This is a genomic window from Streptomyces sp. NPDC091649 (assembly GCF_044756785.1).
In the GTDB taxonomy this organism is placed as follows: domain Bacteria; phylum Actinomycetota; class Actinomycetes; order Streptomycetales; family Streptomycetaceae; genus Streptomyces.
The window spans coordinates 66,824-81,736 of record NZ_JBIVTR010000002.1 but is presented as its reverse complement, the minus strand read 5'-3'; the positions used below and the strand labels follow the sequence as shown (position 1 = coordinate 81,736).

Genomic DNA, 14,913 nt, shown 5'->3' with positions numbered 1-14,913 from the left:
GCTGGCTGATTCGGCCCTGTGCAACGGGACGTGGCACGATGCGGTCATGTCCTTGGAGCTGACCGATCTCTGCCGGTATCCGATCGTGCAGGCCCCCATGGCGGGCGGCGCGTCCGGACCTCAGCTCGCCGGGGCCGTCGCCGAGGGCGGCGGACTCGGATTCCTGGCCGCCGGGTACAAAACGGCGGACGGGATGTACAACGAGATCAAACAGCTGCGCCGGATCACCGGCGGGCCGTTCGGCGTCAACCTCTTCATGCCGCAGCCCGCGCTCGCCGACCCCAGCGCCGTCGAGGTCTACCGCCACCAGCTCGCCGGCGAGGCCGCCTGGTACGAGACCCCGCTCGGCGACCCGGACAGCAGCGGCGACGACGGCTACGAGGCCAAGGTCGCGATCCTGCTGGAGGACCCGGTTCCGGTGGTCTCCTTCACCTTCGGCTGCCCCGCCCGCGACACGCTGGACGCCTTCGCCAGGGCCGGAACGCACACCGTCGTCACGGTCACCTCGGCGGAGGAGGCACAACGCGCCCAGTGGGCGGGCGCCGACACCGTCTGCGTACAGGGCGTCGAGGCGGGCGGCCACCAGTCCACCCACCGCGACGATCCGCAGATCGGCCCCACCGGGACCGGGCTGCTCTCCCTGATCACCCAGGTCCGCGAGACCGTGCGGATCCCGGTCGTCGCCGCCGGCGGCCTGATGCGCGGCGCGCAGATCGCCGCCGTCCTCGCGGCGGGCGCGGACGCCGCCCAGCTCGGGACCGCCTTCCTGGCCTGCCCCGAGTCCGGGGCGCACCCGCTGCACAAGCAGGCCCTGACCAACCCCCTGTTCGTGCGCACCGAGCTGACCCGCGCCTTCTCCGGGCGGCCCGCCCGCGGCCTCGTCAACCGCTTCGTCCGCGAACACGGCCCGTACGCCCCCGCCGCCTACCCCCAGGTCCATTACGTCACCAGCGGGCTGCGCCGGGCCGCCGCCGAGACCGGGGACGCCCAGGGCATGGCCCTGTGGGCCGGGCAGGGGCACCGGATGGCCCGGGAACTGCCCGTGGGCGAGCTGATCGAGCTGCTCGCCGCCGAACTGGAGGCCGCCCGGTCGGCCCTGAGCATGAGGAGCCCCCGGTGACCGCACCGGTCTTCGTCGTCGAGCGGATGCCCACCGGGCCCGAGTTCGTCCTGGACGGACCCGAAGGACGGCACGCCGTCTCCGTCAAGCGGCTCCAGCCCGGTGAGGACGTCGTCCTCACCGACGGGCGCGGCCACTGGGCCGAGGGCGTCGTGCGGGCCGCCGAGGGCAAGGACCGGCTCACGGTCACCGGCCTCGACAGCGTCCACGAGGAGCCCGCGCCCGAGCCGCGGATCACCGTCGTCCAGGCACTGCCCAAGGGCGACCGGGGCGAGCTGGCGGTCGAGACCATGACCGAGACCGGCGTCGACGCGATCGTGCCCTGGCAGGCGGCCCGCTGCATCACCCAGTGGAAGGGCGAGCGGGGCGCCAAGGCGCTGACGAAGTGGCGCGCGACGGCGAGGGAGGCGGGCAAGCAGTCCCGCCGGGTGCGCTTCCCCGAAGTGGCCGACGCCCTGACGACCAAGCAGGTCGCCGCCCTCCTCGCCGACGCCGACTTCGCCGGGGTCCTCCACGAGGACCGCGACCACGACAGCACCCCCCTCGCCACGGCCGGGTTCCCCGCCGAGGGCACGATCGTGCTCGTCGTCGGCCCCGAGGGCGGTGTCTCCCCACAGGAGCTGGCCGCCTTCGCGGAGGCGGGCGCCCGCCCCTACCGCCTGGGCCGCAGCGTGCTGCGGACCTCCACCGCCGGGACGGCCGCGACCGCGCTGCTGCTGGGGCGCACGGGCCGCTGGGGCTGAAGCGCGGGCCTCTTCCCACGTCACTACGGAGGCCCCCCGCGTCAGCACGGAGGCTGCCCGCGTCAACACGGGCCGCGCCCCGCACCCGGCGGGGGCTCGGCGATAGCATGCCCCTGTACTGATCACCAGCGACGAGGAGACCCGGCCATGGCGGGAGAACCGCAGTCCGACTGCCTGTTCTGCAAGATCGTCTCGGGGGACATCCCGGCGACCATCGTCCGCGAGAGCGAGACGACCGTCGCCTTCCGCGACATCAACCCGCAGGCCCCGACCCACGTCCTGGTCATCCCGAAGGCCCACTATCCGGACGCGGCCGCCCTCGCCGCGGCCGAGCCGATCATCGCCGCCGACGTCCTGCGCGAGGCCGGAGCGGTCGCCGCCGAGGAGAAGGTCGACGGCTCCGGCTACCGGATCATCCTCAACACCGGCTCCGGCGCCGGACAGACCGTCTTCCACGCGCACGCGCACGTCCTGGGCGGCCGCGGCCTCCAGTGGCCCCCCGGATAAGTCCGCCCCGTAGGAGCTCCCACCCATGTCCGTACGCGAGCTGGTGGTGCTCGGCACCGCCAGCCAGGTCCCCACCCGGCACCGCAACCACAACGGCTACCTGCTGCGCTGGGACGGCGAGGGCATCCTCTTCGATCCCGGCGAGGGCACCCAGCGCCAGATGCTGCGGGCCGGGGTCGCCGCGCACGACCTCCACCGGATCTGCGTCACCCACTTCCACGGCGACCACTCCCTCGGGCTCGCCGGGGTGATCCAGCGCATCAACCTCGACCAGGTGCCGCACCCGGTGACCGCGCACTACCCGGCGAGCGGCCAGCACTTCTTCGACCGGCTGCGGTACGCCACCGCCTACCGCGAGACCGTCGAGCTGACCGAGGCCCCGGTGGCCGGAGCCGGCCAAGTCCTCGCCGCCACCCCCGCGTACACCCTGGACAGCGCGAAGCTCTCGCACCCCGTCGAGTCGTACGGCTACCGTCTCACCGAGCCCGACACCCGGCGCATGCTGCCCGCCCTGCTGGCGGAGCACGGCATCGCCGGACCGGACGTGGGCCGCCTCCAGCGCGAGGGCGTCCTCGGCGGCGTCACCCTGGAGCAGGTCTCCGAGCACCGGCGCGGGCAGCGCTTCGCGTTCGTCATGGACACCCGGCTCTGCGACGGGGTGTACGCCCTCGCCGAGGGCTGCGACATGCTCGTCATCGAGTCGACCTTCCTCGACGAGGACGAGAAGCTGGCCGTCGACCACGGCCACCTCACCGCCGGGCAGGCCGCCCGGGTGGCGAAGGAGGCGGGCGTACGCCACCTCGTGCTGACCCACTTCTCCCAGCGCTACGGCGACCCGGAGCCCTTCGAGTCCCAGGCCCGCGCCGCCGGCTTCGACGGCGAACTCACCGTCGCCCAGGACCTGGTCCGCGTCCCGGTCCCCACCCGGCACCGCTGAACCGACCGCGGACCACCGACCCCCCACCCGCACCACCGTTTGCGAGACACCGTGTACCTCCCCAAGGCAGAACTCCACCTCCACATCGAAGGCACCCTCGAACCCGAGCTGGCCTTCGCGCTCGCGGAACGCAACGGGGTTGCCCTGCCGTACGCCACCGCCGACGAACTGCGCGCCGCCTACCGGTTCGAGGACCTCCAGTCCTTCCTGGACCTGTACTACGCGCTGATGGCCGTCCTGCGCACGGAGGACGACTTCGCCGAACTCGTCGACGCCTACCTCGCCCGCGCCGCCGCCCAGGGCGTCCGGCACGCCGAGATCTTCTTCGACCCGCAGGCCCACACCGCCCGGGGCGTCCCGATCGGCACCGTCATCGAGGGCCTCGGCCGCGCACTGGAGCGCAGCGAGGAGAGGCACGGCGTCTCCACCCAGCTGATCATGTGCTTCCTGCGCGACCTGTCGGCCGAATCGGCCCTCGGCACCCTGGACGCGGCGAAGCCGTACCTGCACCGGATCAGTGCGATCGGCCTGGACTCCGCCGAGGTCGGCCACCCGCCCGCCAAGTTCCGCGCGGTGTACGAGGCGGCCACCGCCCTCGGCCTGCGCAAGGTGGCCCACGCGGGGGAGGAGGGCCCGCCGGAGTACATCCGCGAGGCCCTGGACGTCCTCGGCGTCGAGCGCATCGACCACGGGCTGCGCTGCCTGGAGGACCCGGAGCTGGTGGAGCGGCTGGTCGCCGACCGGGTGCCGCTCACCCTCTGCCCGCTCTCCAACGTGCGGCTGCGCACGGTCGACACGCTGGAGGACCACCCGCTGCCCCGGATGATGGCCGCCGGACTCCTGTGCACGGTGAACTCCGACGACCCCGCCTACTTCGGCGGCTACGCCGGGGACAACTTCGACGCCGTCCGCGACGCGCTCGCCCTCGACCGGGAGCAGTTGCGCACCCTGGCCCGCAACTCCTTCGAGGCGGCCTTCCTCGACCACGACGAGGAGCGCCGGGCGCGCTACCTGTCCGAGGTCGAGGCGTACGCGTTCGACTGACCGGAACCGCCGTCCGGACCGGCCGTCCGGATCGCGCTGCGCACCAGCCGACCGCGCCGCAGGGCCGGTACGCGCAGCTCCGTGACGGCCTGCTCCGGTGAACCGAGCTTCGGCACCGCACCGGGCAGGTTCCCGGTGGTGGCGGCGAGCAGGGCGGCCGGGGCGCCACCGCGGCGGCGCACCGAGCCGGGCACCAGCGGACGCCCGCCGGTGTGCAGCGCCACGGCGGTCACCGGGGCGGCGACCAGCAGGGTGGCCGCCCCCAGGAGCAGCCCCATCACCGGATAGCCGGCCTCCTCGGAGAGCACGCTGCCCAGCAGGGGACCGCAGGCCACCCCCACGGACGAGGCCGAGCCCGCCAGCACCGCCCACCGCCCGCGTACGTCCAGCGAGGCGGCCAGCCCGATGAGGTAGGAGAGGACCACCGGGTAGAAGGCGTTCCACAGCACCTCGCCGGCCGCGAACGATCCGAGGTCCCGGGCCGAGGAACTGAGCACGATGCTCGCCGCGATGACCACGGTCCCCAGCCCGATCGGCACCGCCCGGCCGAGCCGGGCCCCGAGCAGTCCGGCACCCGTCACGCCGAGGAGGCCCGCGCCGAGGGCGGCGGCGAACACCGCGCCGACGGTGACCTCGGACAGCCCCGCCTGGTCCACGCCGATACGGCTGCTCACGCCCCACAGCGCGTTCTGCGCCATGGACCAGACGAGCATCCCGCCCGCCAGGACGAGCCCGGAGCGGCGGTGCGGGAGCCGGCCGGTGACCGGCGAGGCGGGCCCCTCCGCCGCCGTCGAACCGCCGAGTTTGGCGGTCGCGGGCCAGACGAGGAGGGCGACCAGGGCGATCGCGGCGAACGGGAGCCGGTGGCCGCCGCCGAGGTGGGGGATCGTCAGATAGAGGACGCCCGCCGTGGCGGAGACGGTGAGCAGCCCGAGGGAGGACGTCCGGTGCGGGTCGCGCCGGGCGGCGATCTGGGCCGCGGCGACCGCCGTCGCCGTGCCCGAGCCGAAGCCGCCGACCACCACGCCGAGCACCACCAGCGGCACCGACCCGGCGAGTGCGGCGCCGCCGTAACCGACGGCGGCCAGCACCAGTCCGGCCCGGGCCGGGGTGCGCGCCCCGTACCGCTCGACCCGGCCCGCCAGACAGAAGCCGGCTCCGGCCGAACTGAGGAGCAGGGCGCTGCCGACCAGGCCCGCCTGGGCGGGGCTCAGCGCCAGCTCGGCGCTGAGCCGCCCGACGACGGTGGGGAGCAGGTAGGAGGCGAGGTAGCCAGCGGTGAACACGGCCACCAAGGGCCACACGGCACCAGGGCGCGAGGACATGGGCGTTCCTGAAGACATGCCTGAGAAGGCAGGGGGAGGGGAGGGGTGCAGAGGGTGGAGCGGGGTACAGCGGCGAAGGGCACGGCGAAGCGTGCGGAGGCACGCGGGAATGCGGCAATGCGGGAGCTGTGGCGATATGCCGGGATGCGCGGCTCTCGTCGGAGAAGGTCCCCGGAGGTGCTCGCGGGGCAATTTGTATCAAGCGCTCCCGGCTCCCCGAAAGCCGCCCCGCTGTGATGTGGGTCACTTATTGGTTTATGCAGGAAATCCCCGGGTATTAGCGCATGTTTATGCAGGTCAGGTGTGCTGCGAACACCTGGGCGCGGATACCGTGTTCCCCCCGTACGGATCGGGCAGACTGGCCGCACTCACACGGTCCGGATCCCGCCGGGATCCGCCGCACGACCCCGGGAGCGAACGGTGAGCACAGACACTCCGGGCATCGACCCGCTGCTGGCGCTGCGCGCCCCCCGCGACCCCGCCTGCGACGTCTTCCTGACGGGCCCGGTCTTCCTCGACATCATCTTCACCGGCCTGGACAGCGCCCCCGTGCGCGGTACCGAGTCCTGGGCCCGGGGGATGGGCTCCAGCCCCGGCGGCGTCGCCAACATGGCCACCGCCCTGGCCCGCCTCGGCCTGCGCACCTCACTCGCCGCCGCCTTCGGCGACGACCACTACGGTGAGCACTGCTGGGACGCCCTCGAACAGGGCGAGGGAATCGACCTGTCGATGTCGCACACCGTCCCCGGCTGGCACTCCCCGGTCACCGTCTCCATGGCGTACGAGGGCGAGCGCACGATGGTCTCCCACGGCCACGAGGCGCCCGCCCCCACCGGGACCGCCGCGCCCGGCCGCGTCTTCCCGCACTGTCCGCCGCGCGCCCGCGCCGCCATCGCCTCGCTCGCCCCGGGCCGGAGCGAGCCCTGGGTGGCCACCGCCGCCCGGAACGGCGCGATGGTCTTCGCCGACGTCGGCTGGGACGAGACCGGCCGCTGGGACCTGGAAGCCCTGCCCGACCTGGCGCACTGCGCCGCGTTCCTGCCCAACGCCGAGGAGGCGATGCGCTACACCCGCACCGACTGCCCGCGCACCGCCGCCCACGCGCTCGCCGAACGCGTCCCGCTCGCCGTGGTCACCCTGGGCGCCGAGGGCGCGTACGCCGTCGACCGCCGCACCGGCGCCGCCGCGGAGGTGCCCGCCATCGAGGTGGAGGCCCTCGACCCCACCGGGGCCGGGGACGTCTTCGTCGCCGGCTTCGTGACCGGCACGCTCGCCGACTGGCCGCTCGCCGACCGGCTGGCCTTCGCCGGGCTCACCGCCGCCCTCTCGGTCCAGGAGTTCGGCGGCTCGCTCTCCGCGCCCGGCTGGGCCGAGATCGCCGCCTGGTGGCAGCTGATCCGCACCTGCGAGGGCCAGGACCCCGCCGCCCTGGAGCGCTACGCCTTCCTGGACGACCTCCTGCCCACCGCGGCCCGCGCCTGGCCGCTGCGGCGTGCGGTGCCCACGATCGGCTTCCGCCGGTGAGCGGGCGCGGGGTCGCGTCGCACACACGGCCGGTAAAAGCACTCTGCGTTGTCCCTGCCAGGTCGTACGCTTGGTAATCCAGAGGTTGTCGAGCAGCGAGAACCCTGCAACGGGAGGTATGCGCAGGCCCGAGGGCCGGCCCATGACTCAGACACCCACACAGCCGCAGGCGCGTGCCCAGATCAGGATCCCGGCCGCACACCCCATGGTGATGCTCCTGGGGTCGGGGGACTCGCTGTTGCGCGTGATCGAAGAGGCTTTCCCGGCGGCCGACATCCACGTCCGGGGCAACGAGATCAGTGCCACGGGCGAGGCGGCCGACGTCGCTCTCATCCAACGCCTGTTCGACGAGATGATGCTCGTGCTCCGCACCGGAGCCCCGATGACGGAGGACGCAGTGGAACGGTCGATCGCCATGCTCAAGGCGGCCGGCACCGGGCAGGGAGACTCCGGGGGCGAGACGCCGGCCGAGGTGCTCACGCAGAACATCCTCTCCAACCGCGGCCGCACCATCCGCCCCAAGACCCTCAACCAGAAGCGGTACGTCGACGCGATCGACCAGCACACGATCGTGTTCGGGATCGGTCCCGCCGGCACGGGCAAGACCTATCTGGCCATGGCCAAGGCCGTCCAGGCACTCCAGTCCAAGCAGGTCAGCCGGATCATCCTGACCCGGCCCGCGGTCGAGGCGGGAGAGCGGCTCGGCTTCCTGCCGGGCACCCTGTTCGACAAGATCGACCCGTATCTGCGCCCGCTCTACGACGCCCTGCACGACATGCTCGACCCCGACTCGATCCCGCGGCTGATGGCGGCGGGCACGATCGAGGTGGCGCCGCTGGCTTATATGCGGGGCCGCACCTTGAATGACGCCTTCATCATCCTCGACGAGGCGCAGAACACCAGCGCCGAGCAGATGAAGATGTTCCTCACCCGCCTCGGCTTCGACTCCAAGATCGTCATCACCGGTGACATCACCCAGGTCGACCTGCCGAGCGGCACCAAGAGCGGTCTGCGGCAGGTCCAGGACATCCTGGAGGGCCTGGACGACGTGCACTTCTCCCGGCTCACCTCCCAGGATGTCGTCCGGCACAAGCTCGTCGGCCGTATCGTCGACGCGTACGAGAAGTACGACAGCCGAAACGGTCAGCAGGACGGTCAGGCGGAAGGCCGCGAAGACGGCCGACGCGACCGCCGTAAAGGGAAGTAGCCGCAGCGCACCATGTCGATCGACGTCAACAACGAGTCCGGAACCGAGGTCGACGAGCAGGCGATCCTCGACATCGCCCGCTACGCACTGGCCCGGATGCGGATCCACCCGCTGTCCGAGCTCTCGGTGATCGTGGTGGACACCGACGCCATGGAGCAGCTGCACATCCAGTGGATGGACCTCCCCGGTCCGACCGATGTCATGTCCTTCCCGATGGACGAGCTGCGTCCGCCGGCCAAGGACGACGAGGAGCCCCCGCAGGGGCTCCTCGGTGACATCGTGCTCTGCCCGGAGGTCGCGAAGAGGCAGGGCGAAGAGGCCCCGACCCAGCACTCCATGGACGAGGAGCTCCAGCTCCTGACCGTCCACGGAGTCCTGCACCTGCTGGGGTACGACCACGAGGAGCCGGACGAGAAGGCCGAGATGTTCGGTCTCCAGGCCGCCATCGTGGACGGCTGGCGCGGGGAGCACGGGCTCACCGGGGCGTCGCCGGCCCCCACCGTCTCGTGAGCGCGCCCCTGATCACCGGTGCCGTGCTGCTGGTCGTCGTCGGCTGGCTCGCCGCCTGCGCGGAGGCCGGCATCGCCCGCACCTCCAGCTTCCGGGCGGACGAGGCGGTCCGCTCCGGCCGGCGCGGCAGCGCGAAGCTTGCGCAGATCGCCGCCGACCCGACCCGCTATCTCAACGTCGCCCTGCTGGTGCGGGTCGCCTGCGAGATGTCGGCCGGGGTCCTCGTCACCTACGCGTGCCTCCAGGCGTTTCCCGAGACCTGGGAGGCGCTGGCCGTCGCGATGGGCGTGATGGTCCTCGTCAGCTACGTCGCCATCGGCGTCTCCCCGCGCACCATCGGCCGCCAGCACCCGCTGAACACGGCCACGGCCTCGGCGTACGTCCTGCTGCCGCTGGCCAGGATCATGGGGCCGGTCCCGCAGCTGCTGATCCTGGTCGGCAACGCCCTGACCCCGGGCAAGGGGTTCCGCAAGGGCCCGTTCGCCAGCGAGGCCGAGCTGCGCGCCATGGTCGACCTGGCCGAGGCGGAGTCGCTCATCGAGGACGACGAGCGCCGCATGGTGCACTCCGTCTTCGAGCTGGGCGACACGCTGGTCCGCGAGGTCATGGTGCCGCGCACCGACCTCGTCTCCATCGAGCGCTACAAGACCATCCGCCAGGCCCTCACCCTCGCCCTGCGCTCCGGCTTCTCCCGGATACCGGTCACCGGCGAGGGCGAGGACGACGTCGTCGGGGTCGTCTACCTCAAGGACCTGGTCCGCAAGACGCACATCAACCGGGAGTCCGAGTCCGACCCCGTCTCCACCGCGATGCGCCCCGCCGCCTTCGTCCCCGACACCAAGAACGCCGGGGACCTGCTGCGCGAGATGCAGCGCGACCGCAGCCACGTCGCGGTCGTGATCGACGAGTACGGCGGCACCGCGGGCATCGTCACCATCGAGGACATCCTGGAGGAGATCGTCGGCGAGATCACCGACGAGTACGACCGGGAGCTGCCGCCCGTCCAGGACCTGGGAGACGGCTGCTACCGGGTCACCGCCCGGCTCGACATCGGGGACCTGGGCGACCTCTTCGGCCTCGACGAGTACGACGACGAGGACGTGGAGACCGTCGGCGGCCTCCTCGCCAAGGCGCTCGGCCGGGTACCGATCGCCGGCGCGTCCGCGGCCGTCGAGCTGCCCGACGGCCGCAGGCTCCGGCTCACCGCGGAGTCCCCGGCGGGCCGCCGGAACAAGATCGTCACCGTGCTGGTGGAGCCGGAGCCCCAGGAGGCCGAGGAGAAGGAGGCGGAATGACGCCGGAGCGGCTGCGGGCCCTTTGCCTGGAGTTCAACGCGAGCGTGGAGGAGTTCCCGTTCGGCCCGGAGACCTCCGTCTTCAAGGTTGCCGGGAAGGTGTTCGCCCTCACCGCACTGGACGGTCGGCCGCTCACGGTCAACCTCAAATGCGACCCCGACGAGGCGATCCGGCTGCGTGAGACGCACCCCGCGATCGTGCCCGGCTGGCACATGAACAAGCGCCACTGGAACACGGTCACCGTCTCCGGCGTCCCGGACCGGCTGCTGCGCGAGCTGGTCGAGGACTCCTACGACCTGGTCGTCGCCGGACTCCCGAAGGCGGAGCGGCTGCGCCTGGATCGCGCGTAGGGCACGTGAGCGACACGGGTGGCCCGCGCGGCCCCGCCGGGGGCGACCTGCGCGGGTCCGTGTCCGCTTCGTATGCTCGTGCCATGACCGACACCACGGAGCTCGACGCCGAGGACCGCAAGATCGTCACCCTGGCGCGCAGCGCCCGTGCCCGCAACGGGGTCCCCGAGGGCGCGGCCGTACGCGACGAGACGGGGCGTACGTACGTCGCGGGCACGGTGGCGCTGGAGTCGCTGAAGCTCAGCGCCCTGCGGACCGCCGTCGCCATGGCGGTGGCCAGCGGCGCCACGTCGCTGGAGGCGGCCGCGGTCGTCTCCGCCGCCGACGCCCCCTCCGACGAGGACCGGGCCGCGGTGCGGGACCTGGGCGGACCGGACACCCCGGTGCTGCTCGCGGGCCCGGACGGCATGCTGCGGGTCCGCGTGGCGGCGGGCTGAGCGGGCCGGTGTTCACGGCGGGCCGATGGGTAGCCGCGCGGCGGTGGGCCGCGCGGGCCCCGGAGGTCCGGGCGGGCGGGTCCGGGCGGGCGGGTCCGGGCGGCGGCCGGCCGGAGCGGGCGGTCCCCGAGTGCGTCGACCCCGCCATCATCTGATGGGCCATCAGTCGCCGCGTTCCGTCCGCATTGACTTCTTTTTCGCCCGGGTCGTCAATGGCCACCTGCCGGTACGGGAGAGCCGCCGTGCCGCTTTCCGCAGGAGGGCACCGAATTCATGCGACCGACCACGCGAAGATCCACCGACCCGCGGCGCCGCTGGGCCGCCGCCCTGGGCATCACCGCACTCGTCGTCACCGGGGGAGGGCTGCTCGGCGGCCCGGCGCAGGCCGCCGCGACGGCGTCCGTCGCGGTGGACTTCCCCACCCACTGCGTCCCGCCGCCCATCGCGGGCATCCCGCCCATCGACGGCACCACGACCGCGCGGATCACCGTCGACAACGCGACCCCGCAGGTCGGCGACACCGTCGCCGTCACCTACACGGTGGTCGAACCCGCCGCCAGCAACCCCGTCGACCTGGCCCTGCCCGCCGACATCATGACGCCGAGCCGGGCGACCACCCCGGCGCCCTGATCGCCCTGGACGAACGGGTGGCGGCCGCCCGCCGCGGCGCCGTGGCCGTCGGGGTCCGCCGGGCCGTCGGCGCCCGCATCCACCTGCGGGTGAACGGGCCCACCGTCCCCGCGCTCTCCGTCGAGGACATCCGGATCGAGCGGCGCCGCCCGCTGGTCCCGGGCACCGGCACGAGCCGCGCCGTCATCCCGTACACCCTCCACAACCGGGGGAACGTCACCCTCGCCCCCGCAGTCGCCCTGCGCGCCGAGGGTCTCTTCGGCCTGCTGGAGCGCGGCCTGACGCGACCGCCCGCCGAGCTGCTGCCCCGCCAGCGGGTCCGGCTGACCGAGACCTGGGACGGCGCGCCGCAGCTGGACCGGGCCGAGATCCGGCTCACCGCCACCGCGAAGGGCACGCGGGAGTCGGCGGCCGTCACGTTCCTGGCCGTGCCCTGGCTCCTCGCCGGACTGCTCGCGCTGCTTCTCACGGCCGGAACGGCCCTGTGGGCACAGGCCCGCCGGGGCCGTACGCGCCCGGCCTGAGGCGTCCGTGACGGACCTCGCCCGGCCCACTGTGCGGCAGCGCCGCCGGGATCGGGGAGAATGGTCGCCATGAGCGCTCGCCCGAACCAAGAATCCGCTGCCCCGCAAGCGGAGACCACCTCCCCCCACCGAGCCGGCTTCGCCTGCTTCGTGGGCCGCCCCAACGCCGGCAAGTCCACCCTCACGAACGCTCTCGTCGGTCAGAAGGTGGCGATCACCTCCAACCGCCCCCAGACCACCCGGCACACGGTGCGCGGCATCGTGCACCGGGACGACGCGCAGCTGATCCTGGTCGACACCCCCGGTCTCCACAAGCCGCGCACGCTCCTCGGCGAGCGGCTCAACGACGTCGTGCGGACGACCTGGGCCGAGGTCGACGTCATCGGTTTCTGCCTGCCCGCCGACCAGAAGCTCGGCCCCGGCGACAAGTACATCGTCAAGGAGCTCGCGGGGATCAAGAAGACCCCCAAGATCGCCATCATCACCAAGACCGACCTGGTCGAGTCGAAGGCGCTCGCCGAACAGCTCATCGCCGTCTCCGCGCTGGCCGACGAGCTGGGCTTCGAGTGGGCCGAGATCATTCCGGTGTCGGCCGTCAAGGAGGAGCAGGAGGCCGGACGCACCCCCTCCGGCAAGGGCAGGGGCGACGGCGGGCGGGGGGCCGGCCAGGTGGCCCTGCTCGCCGACCTCATCGCCCCGCTGCTTCCCGTGAGCCCGCCGCTCTACCCGGAGGGCGACCTCACCGACGAGCCGGAGATGGTCATGGTCGCGGAGCTGATCCGCGAGGCGGCGCTGGAGGGCGTACGCGACGAGCTGCCGCACTCCATCGCGGTCGTCGTCGAGGAGATGCTGCCCCGCGAGGACCGCCCGGCGGGCAAGCCGCTGCTGGACATCCACGCCAACGTCTACATCGAGCGCCCCAGCCAGAAGGGCATCATCATCGGCCCGAAGGGCCAGCGGCTGAAGGACGTGGGCACCAAGTCCCGCAAGCACATCGAGGCCCTGCTCGGCACGCCGGTCTTCCTGGACCTGCACGTCAAGGTCGCCAAGGACTGGCAGCGCGACCCGAAGCAGCTGCGGAAGCTGGGCTTCTAGCGGTCGTACGGCACGGGTGCCGATCTCACGCGCCCTCCTTGAGGACGCGTGAGACCAGCGTGCGCTGCGCCCCGGTCAGATCGGGGTCAGCGCAGTACACGGTGCGGTCTCCGACCGTGATCGCGTACCGGAAGCCGTCCGGCACGCCCGTCGGCGGAGTGTCCCGCGCGGAGGCGAGCGCCTCCTCGGCGAGCGCCCGCCACTCGGCGGCGTCCTCCCGCCCCTCGGTGTCGACCTCATGGCGGCGGGCGATGCCGGCGAAGCCGCCGGTCCGGCTGACCTGAATGCGCATGGGGTCCTGTCTATCGGGGGGCGTACGGGGGTTCAACCCCGCCTGCCAGGACGGCCGCGATCCGCTCGCGTCGTGACCGCCTCCCGGGCGGGCCGGGTCACGCCCGGGTCGGAACGCCCACCTCCGACCATGCCTTGAGGACCGCCTCCCGCTCGTCCGCCTCGCCGAAGCGGTCGCCCGCCGCCGCGACCGTCAGCCGGGCGAACTCCGCGAAGTCCGCGTTCGCCGTCAACTCGCCGCCGGTCAGCACGTCGAACCAGATCTGTCCCGCACGCTCCCAGGAGTTGCCGCCCAGCGCCGTCGCCAGGAGGTAGAACGCGCGGTTGGGGATGCCGGAGTTCAGGTGGACCCCGCCGTTGTCCTCCTCCGTCTCGATGTAGTCCGCCATGGAGCCCGGCTGCGGGTCCTTGCCGAGGACGTCGTCGTCGTAGGCCGTGCCCGGGGCCTTCATCGAGCGCAGCGCGTCCCCGCTGACCCGGGGCGCCAGCAGCCCGGCCCCGATCAGCCAGTCGGCCTGTTCCGCGCTCTGGCCCAGCGAGTACTGCTTCACCAGCGAGCCGAAGACGTCGGACACGGACTCGTTGAGCGCGCCCGACTGGCCCTCGTAGCGCAGGTTGGCGGTGTACTGCGTCAGGCCGTGGGCCAGCTCGTGGGCGATCACGTCGACCGCGACGGTGAAGTCGAGGAAGATCTCGCCGTCGCCGTCCCCGAAGACCATCTGCTCGCCGTCGAAGAACGCGTTGTTGTACTCCTCGCCGTAGTGCACGGAGCCGATCAGCGGCAGGCCCTTGCCGTCGATCGAGCTGCGGCCGTACGCCGAGAGCAGCAGTTCGAAGGTGGCGCCGAGGCCGGCGTACGCGCGGTTGACGCTGGCGTCGGAGGTGGGCTTGTCGCCCTCGTCGCGGACCCGGCGGCCGGGCAGGGCGGTGCCGTTGCCGCAGTCGTACAGGGTGCGGTGGGGCTTGGTGGGGACCGCGCCCACGCCCGGGGCGGCCGGGGCGGCGGCGAGCGCCGTCGTCCGGCGGCGGTCGCGGCGGAGGCCGTCGGCGGCCAGGGTGCGGCGGGCCGGGTCCGCGAGCCGGGTATCGGCGGACCGGGACAGGTGATCCAGGACGTGGGGCGGAACGATGGTGCAGAAGACGGGGTGGAGGTCGCCGTCGGTTCGAAGGTGCATGAAACGACTGTGGCACTCCGTCACCGTCCTGTCACCGGTTGCGACGATGATTGACGAAATGGAGTGATCAGTCATCGTTTACCCGTCATCGATGTCCGGTCCCGCATACTGATACGGGCCGACCCCACGGGCCGCACTCGGTTACGCTCCTCGCATCATGCGTTTCGGGCTGCTTCTCCTTAGCTGCCGCGGCGAGGGC

General features: G+C 72.8%; 15 protein-coding genes and 2 pseudogenes. 14 read left to right on the top strand and 3 right to left on the bottom strand.

Going from position 1 to position 14,913, the window contains the following annotated elements:
- Positions 1 to 46: 46 nt before the first annotated feature.
- From ACIQMU_RS05660 to ACIQMU_RS05640, 5 genes are all read left to right on the top strand, one after another.
- Complete coding sequence (locus tag ACIQMU_RS05660) at positions 47 to 1,120, top strand: nitronate monooxygenase (RefSeq protein ID WP_402688268.1); 1,074 nt, start codon at positions 47 to 49, stop codon at positions 1,118 to 1,120.
- Positions 1,117 to 1,863: a 16S rRNA (uracil(1498)-N(3))-methyltransferase gene (locus tag ACIQMU_RS05655; protein WP_402688267.1), complete on the top strand. Its 747-nt coding sequence runs from the start codon at positions 1,117 to 1,119 to the stop codon at positions 1,861 to 1,863. Before ACIQMU_RS05660 ends, ACIQMU_RS05655 begins: the two co-directional genes overlap by 4 nt.
- A gap of 147 nt (positions 1,864 to 2,010) precedes the next feature.
- Complete coding sequence (locus ACIQMU_RS05650) at positions 2,011 to 2,370, top strand: histidine triad nucleotide-binding protein (RefSeq protein WP_352241447.1); 360 nt, start codon at positions 2,011 to 2,013, stop codon at positions 2,368 to 2,370.
- 25 nt (positions 2,371 to 2,395) lie between these two features.
- Positions 2,396 to 3,307, top strand: a complete 912-nt coding sequence (locus tag ACIQMU_RS05645) for a ribonuclease Z (RefSeq protein WP_402688266.1) — start codon at positions 2,396 to 2,398, stop codon at positions 3,305 to 3,307.
- Positions 3,308 to 3,358: 51 nt separating this feature from the next.
- Positions 3,359 to 4,351: an adenosine deaminase gene (locus ACIQMU_RS05640; protein ID WP_352241445.1), complete on the top strand. Its 993-nt coding sequence runs from the start codon at positions 3,359 to 3,361 to the stop codon at positions 4,349 to 4,351.
- Here ACIQMU_RS05640 and ACIQMU_RS05635 read toward each other — a convergent pair.
- Entirely contained in the window at positions 4,315 to 5,676 is a 1,362-nt protein-coding gene (locus ACIQMU_RS05635; RefSeq protein WP_352241444.1) for an MFS transporter, read from the bottom strand. The genes ACIQMU_RS05640 and ACIQMU_RS05635 overlap by 37 nt on opposite strands.
- A 420-nt stretch (positions 5,677 to 6,096) precedes the next feature.
- Here ACIQMU_RS05635 and ACIQMU_RS05630 point away from each other — a divergent pair, with 420 nt between their 5' ends.
- The 9 genes and pseudogenes from ACIQMU_RS05630 to ACIQMU_RS05590 all read left to right on the top strand — a co-directional run bounded on the left by ACIQMU_RS05630 (position 6,097) and on the right by ACIQMU_RS05590 (position 13,248).
- Positions 6,097 to 7,200 (top strand): carbohydrate kinase family protein, encoded by a 1,104-nt coding sequence (locus ACIQMU_RS05630; RefSeq protein ID WP_402688265.1) that lies wholly within the window; start codon positions 6,097 to 6,099, stop codon positions 7,198 to 7,200.
- A 142-nt stretch (positions 7,201 to 7,342) separates the two neighbouring features.
- Entirely contained in the window at positions 7,343 to 8,407 is a 1,065-nt protein-coding gene (locus ACIQMU_RS05625; protein ID WP_352241442.1) for a PhoH family protein, read from the top strand.
- Positions 8,408 to 8,419: 12 nt separating this feature from the next.
- Entirely contained in the window at positions 8,420 to 8,917 is a 498-nt protein-coding gene (ybeY, locus tag ACIQMU_RS05620) for an rRNA maturation RNase YbeY (protein WP_352241441.1), read from the top strand.
- Positions 8,914 to 10,212, top strand: a complete 1,299-nt coding sequence (locus ACIQMU_RS05615) for a hemolysin family protein (protein WP_352241440.1) — start codon at positions 8,914 to 8,916, stop codon at positions 10,210 to 10,212. Before ybeY ends, ACIQMU_RS05615 begins: the two co-directional genes overlap by 4 nt.
- Positions 10,209 to 10,562 (top strand): MmcQ/YjbR family DNA-binding protein, encoded by a 354-nt coding sequence (locus ACIQMU_RS05610; RefSeq protein WP_352241439.1) that lies wholly within the window; start codon positions 10,209 to 10,211, stop codon positions 10,560 to 10,562. Before ACIQMU_RS05615 ends, ACIQMU_RS05610 begins: the two co-directional genes overlap by 4 nt.
- 83 nt (positions 10,563 to 10,645) lie before the next feature.
- Positions 10,646 to 10,999 (top strand): cytidine deaminase, encoded by a 354-nt coding sequence (locus ACIQMU_RS05605; RefSeq protein WP_352241438.1) that lies wholly within the window; start codon positions 10,646 to 10,648, stop codon positions 10,997 to 10,999.
- A gap of 273 nt (positions 11,000 to 11,272) precedes the next feature.
- A pseudogene (locus ACIQMU_RS05600) lies at positions 11,273 to 11,617 on the top strand (beta-xylosidase); the annotation flags it as partial.
- A pseudogene (locus tag ACIQMU_RS05595) lies at positions 11,596 to 12,153 on the top strand (DUF916 domain-containing protein); the annotation flags it as partial. The pseudogenes ACIQMU_RS05600 and ACIQMU_RS05595, both read left to right, overlap by 22 nt.
- Before the next feature lie 60 nt (positions 12,154 to 12,213).
- A complete protein-coding gene (locus ACIQMU_RS05590; RefSeq protein WP_402688264.1) occupies positions 12,214 to 13,248 on the top strand; it encodes a GTPase Era in 1,035 nt (344 codons plus the stop codon).
- 25 nt (positions 13,249 to 13,273) lie between these two features.
- Here ACIQMU_RS05590 and ACIQMU_RS05585 read toward each other — a convergent pair whose 3' ends face one another.
- The gene (locus ACIQMU_RS05585) at positions 13,274 to 13,540 is read right to left on the bottom strand and encodes a protealysin inhibitor emfourin (protein ID WP_352241436.1); all 267 of its coding nucleotides are present in this window, start codon (positions 13,538 to 13,540) and stop codon (positions 13,274 to 13,276) included.
- A 97-nt stretch (positions 13,541 to 13,637) separates the two neighbouring features.
- Positions 13,638 to 14,714 carry a M4 family metallopeptidase gene (locus tag ACIQMU_RS05580; protein WP_352241435.1) on the bottom strand — a complete coding sequence of 359 codons (1,077 nt, stop codon included), beginning with the start codon at positions 14,712 to 14,714 and terminating at the stop codon, positions 13,638 to 13,640.
- Between the last annotated feature and the right edge of the window lie 199 nt (positions 14,715 to 14,913).

Coding starts and splice junctions, on each gene's coding strand:
- ACIQMU_RS05660 (WP_402688268.1), top strand. CDS start 47: ATGTCCTTGGAGCTGACCGATCTCTGCCGGTATCCGATCGTGCAGGCC.
- ACIQMU_RS05650 (WP_352241447.1), top strand. CDS start 2,011: ATGGCGGGAGAACCGCAGTCCGACTGCCTGTTCTGCAAGATCGTCTCG.
- ACIQMU_RS05645 (WP_402688266.1), top strand. CDS start 2,396: ATGTCCGTACGCGAGCTGGTGGTGCTCGGCACCGCCAGCCAGGTCCCC.
- ACIQMU_RS05635 (WP_352241444.1), bottom strand. CDS start 5,676: ATGTCCTCGCGCCCTGGTGCCGTGTGGCCCTTGGTGGCCGTGTTCACC.
- ACIQMU_RS05625 (WP_352241442.1), top strand. CDS start 7,343: ATGACTCAGACACCCACACAGCCGCAGGCGCGTGCCCAGATCAGGATC.
- ybeY (WP_352241441.1), top strand. CDS start 8,420: ATGTCGATCGACGTCAACAACGAGTCCGGAACCGAGGTCGACGAGCAG.
- ACIQMU_RS05610 (WP_352241439.1), top strand. CDS start 10,209: ATGACGCCGGAGCGGCTGCGGGCCCTTTGCCTGGAGTTCAACGCGAGC.
- ACIQMU_RS05605 (WP_352241438.1), top strand. CDS start 10,646: ATGACCGACACCACGGAGCTCGACGCCGAGGACCGCAAGATCGTCACC.
- ACIQMU_RS05590 (WP_402688264.1), top strand. CDS start 12,214: ATGGTCGCCATGAGCGCTCGCCCGAACCAAGAATCCGCTGCCCCGCAA.
- ACIQMU_RS05585 (WP_352241436.1), bottom strand. CDS start 13,540: ATGCGCATTCAGGTCAGCCGGACCGGCGGCTTCGCCGGCATCGCCCGC.
- ACIQMU_RS05580 (WP_352241435.1), bottom strand. CDS start 14,714: ATGCACCTTCGAACCGACGGCGACCTCCACCCCGTCTTCTGCACCATC.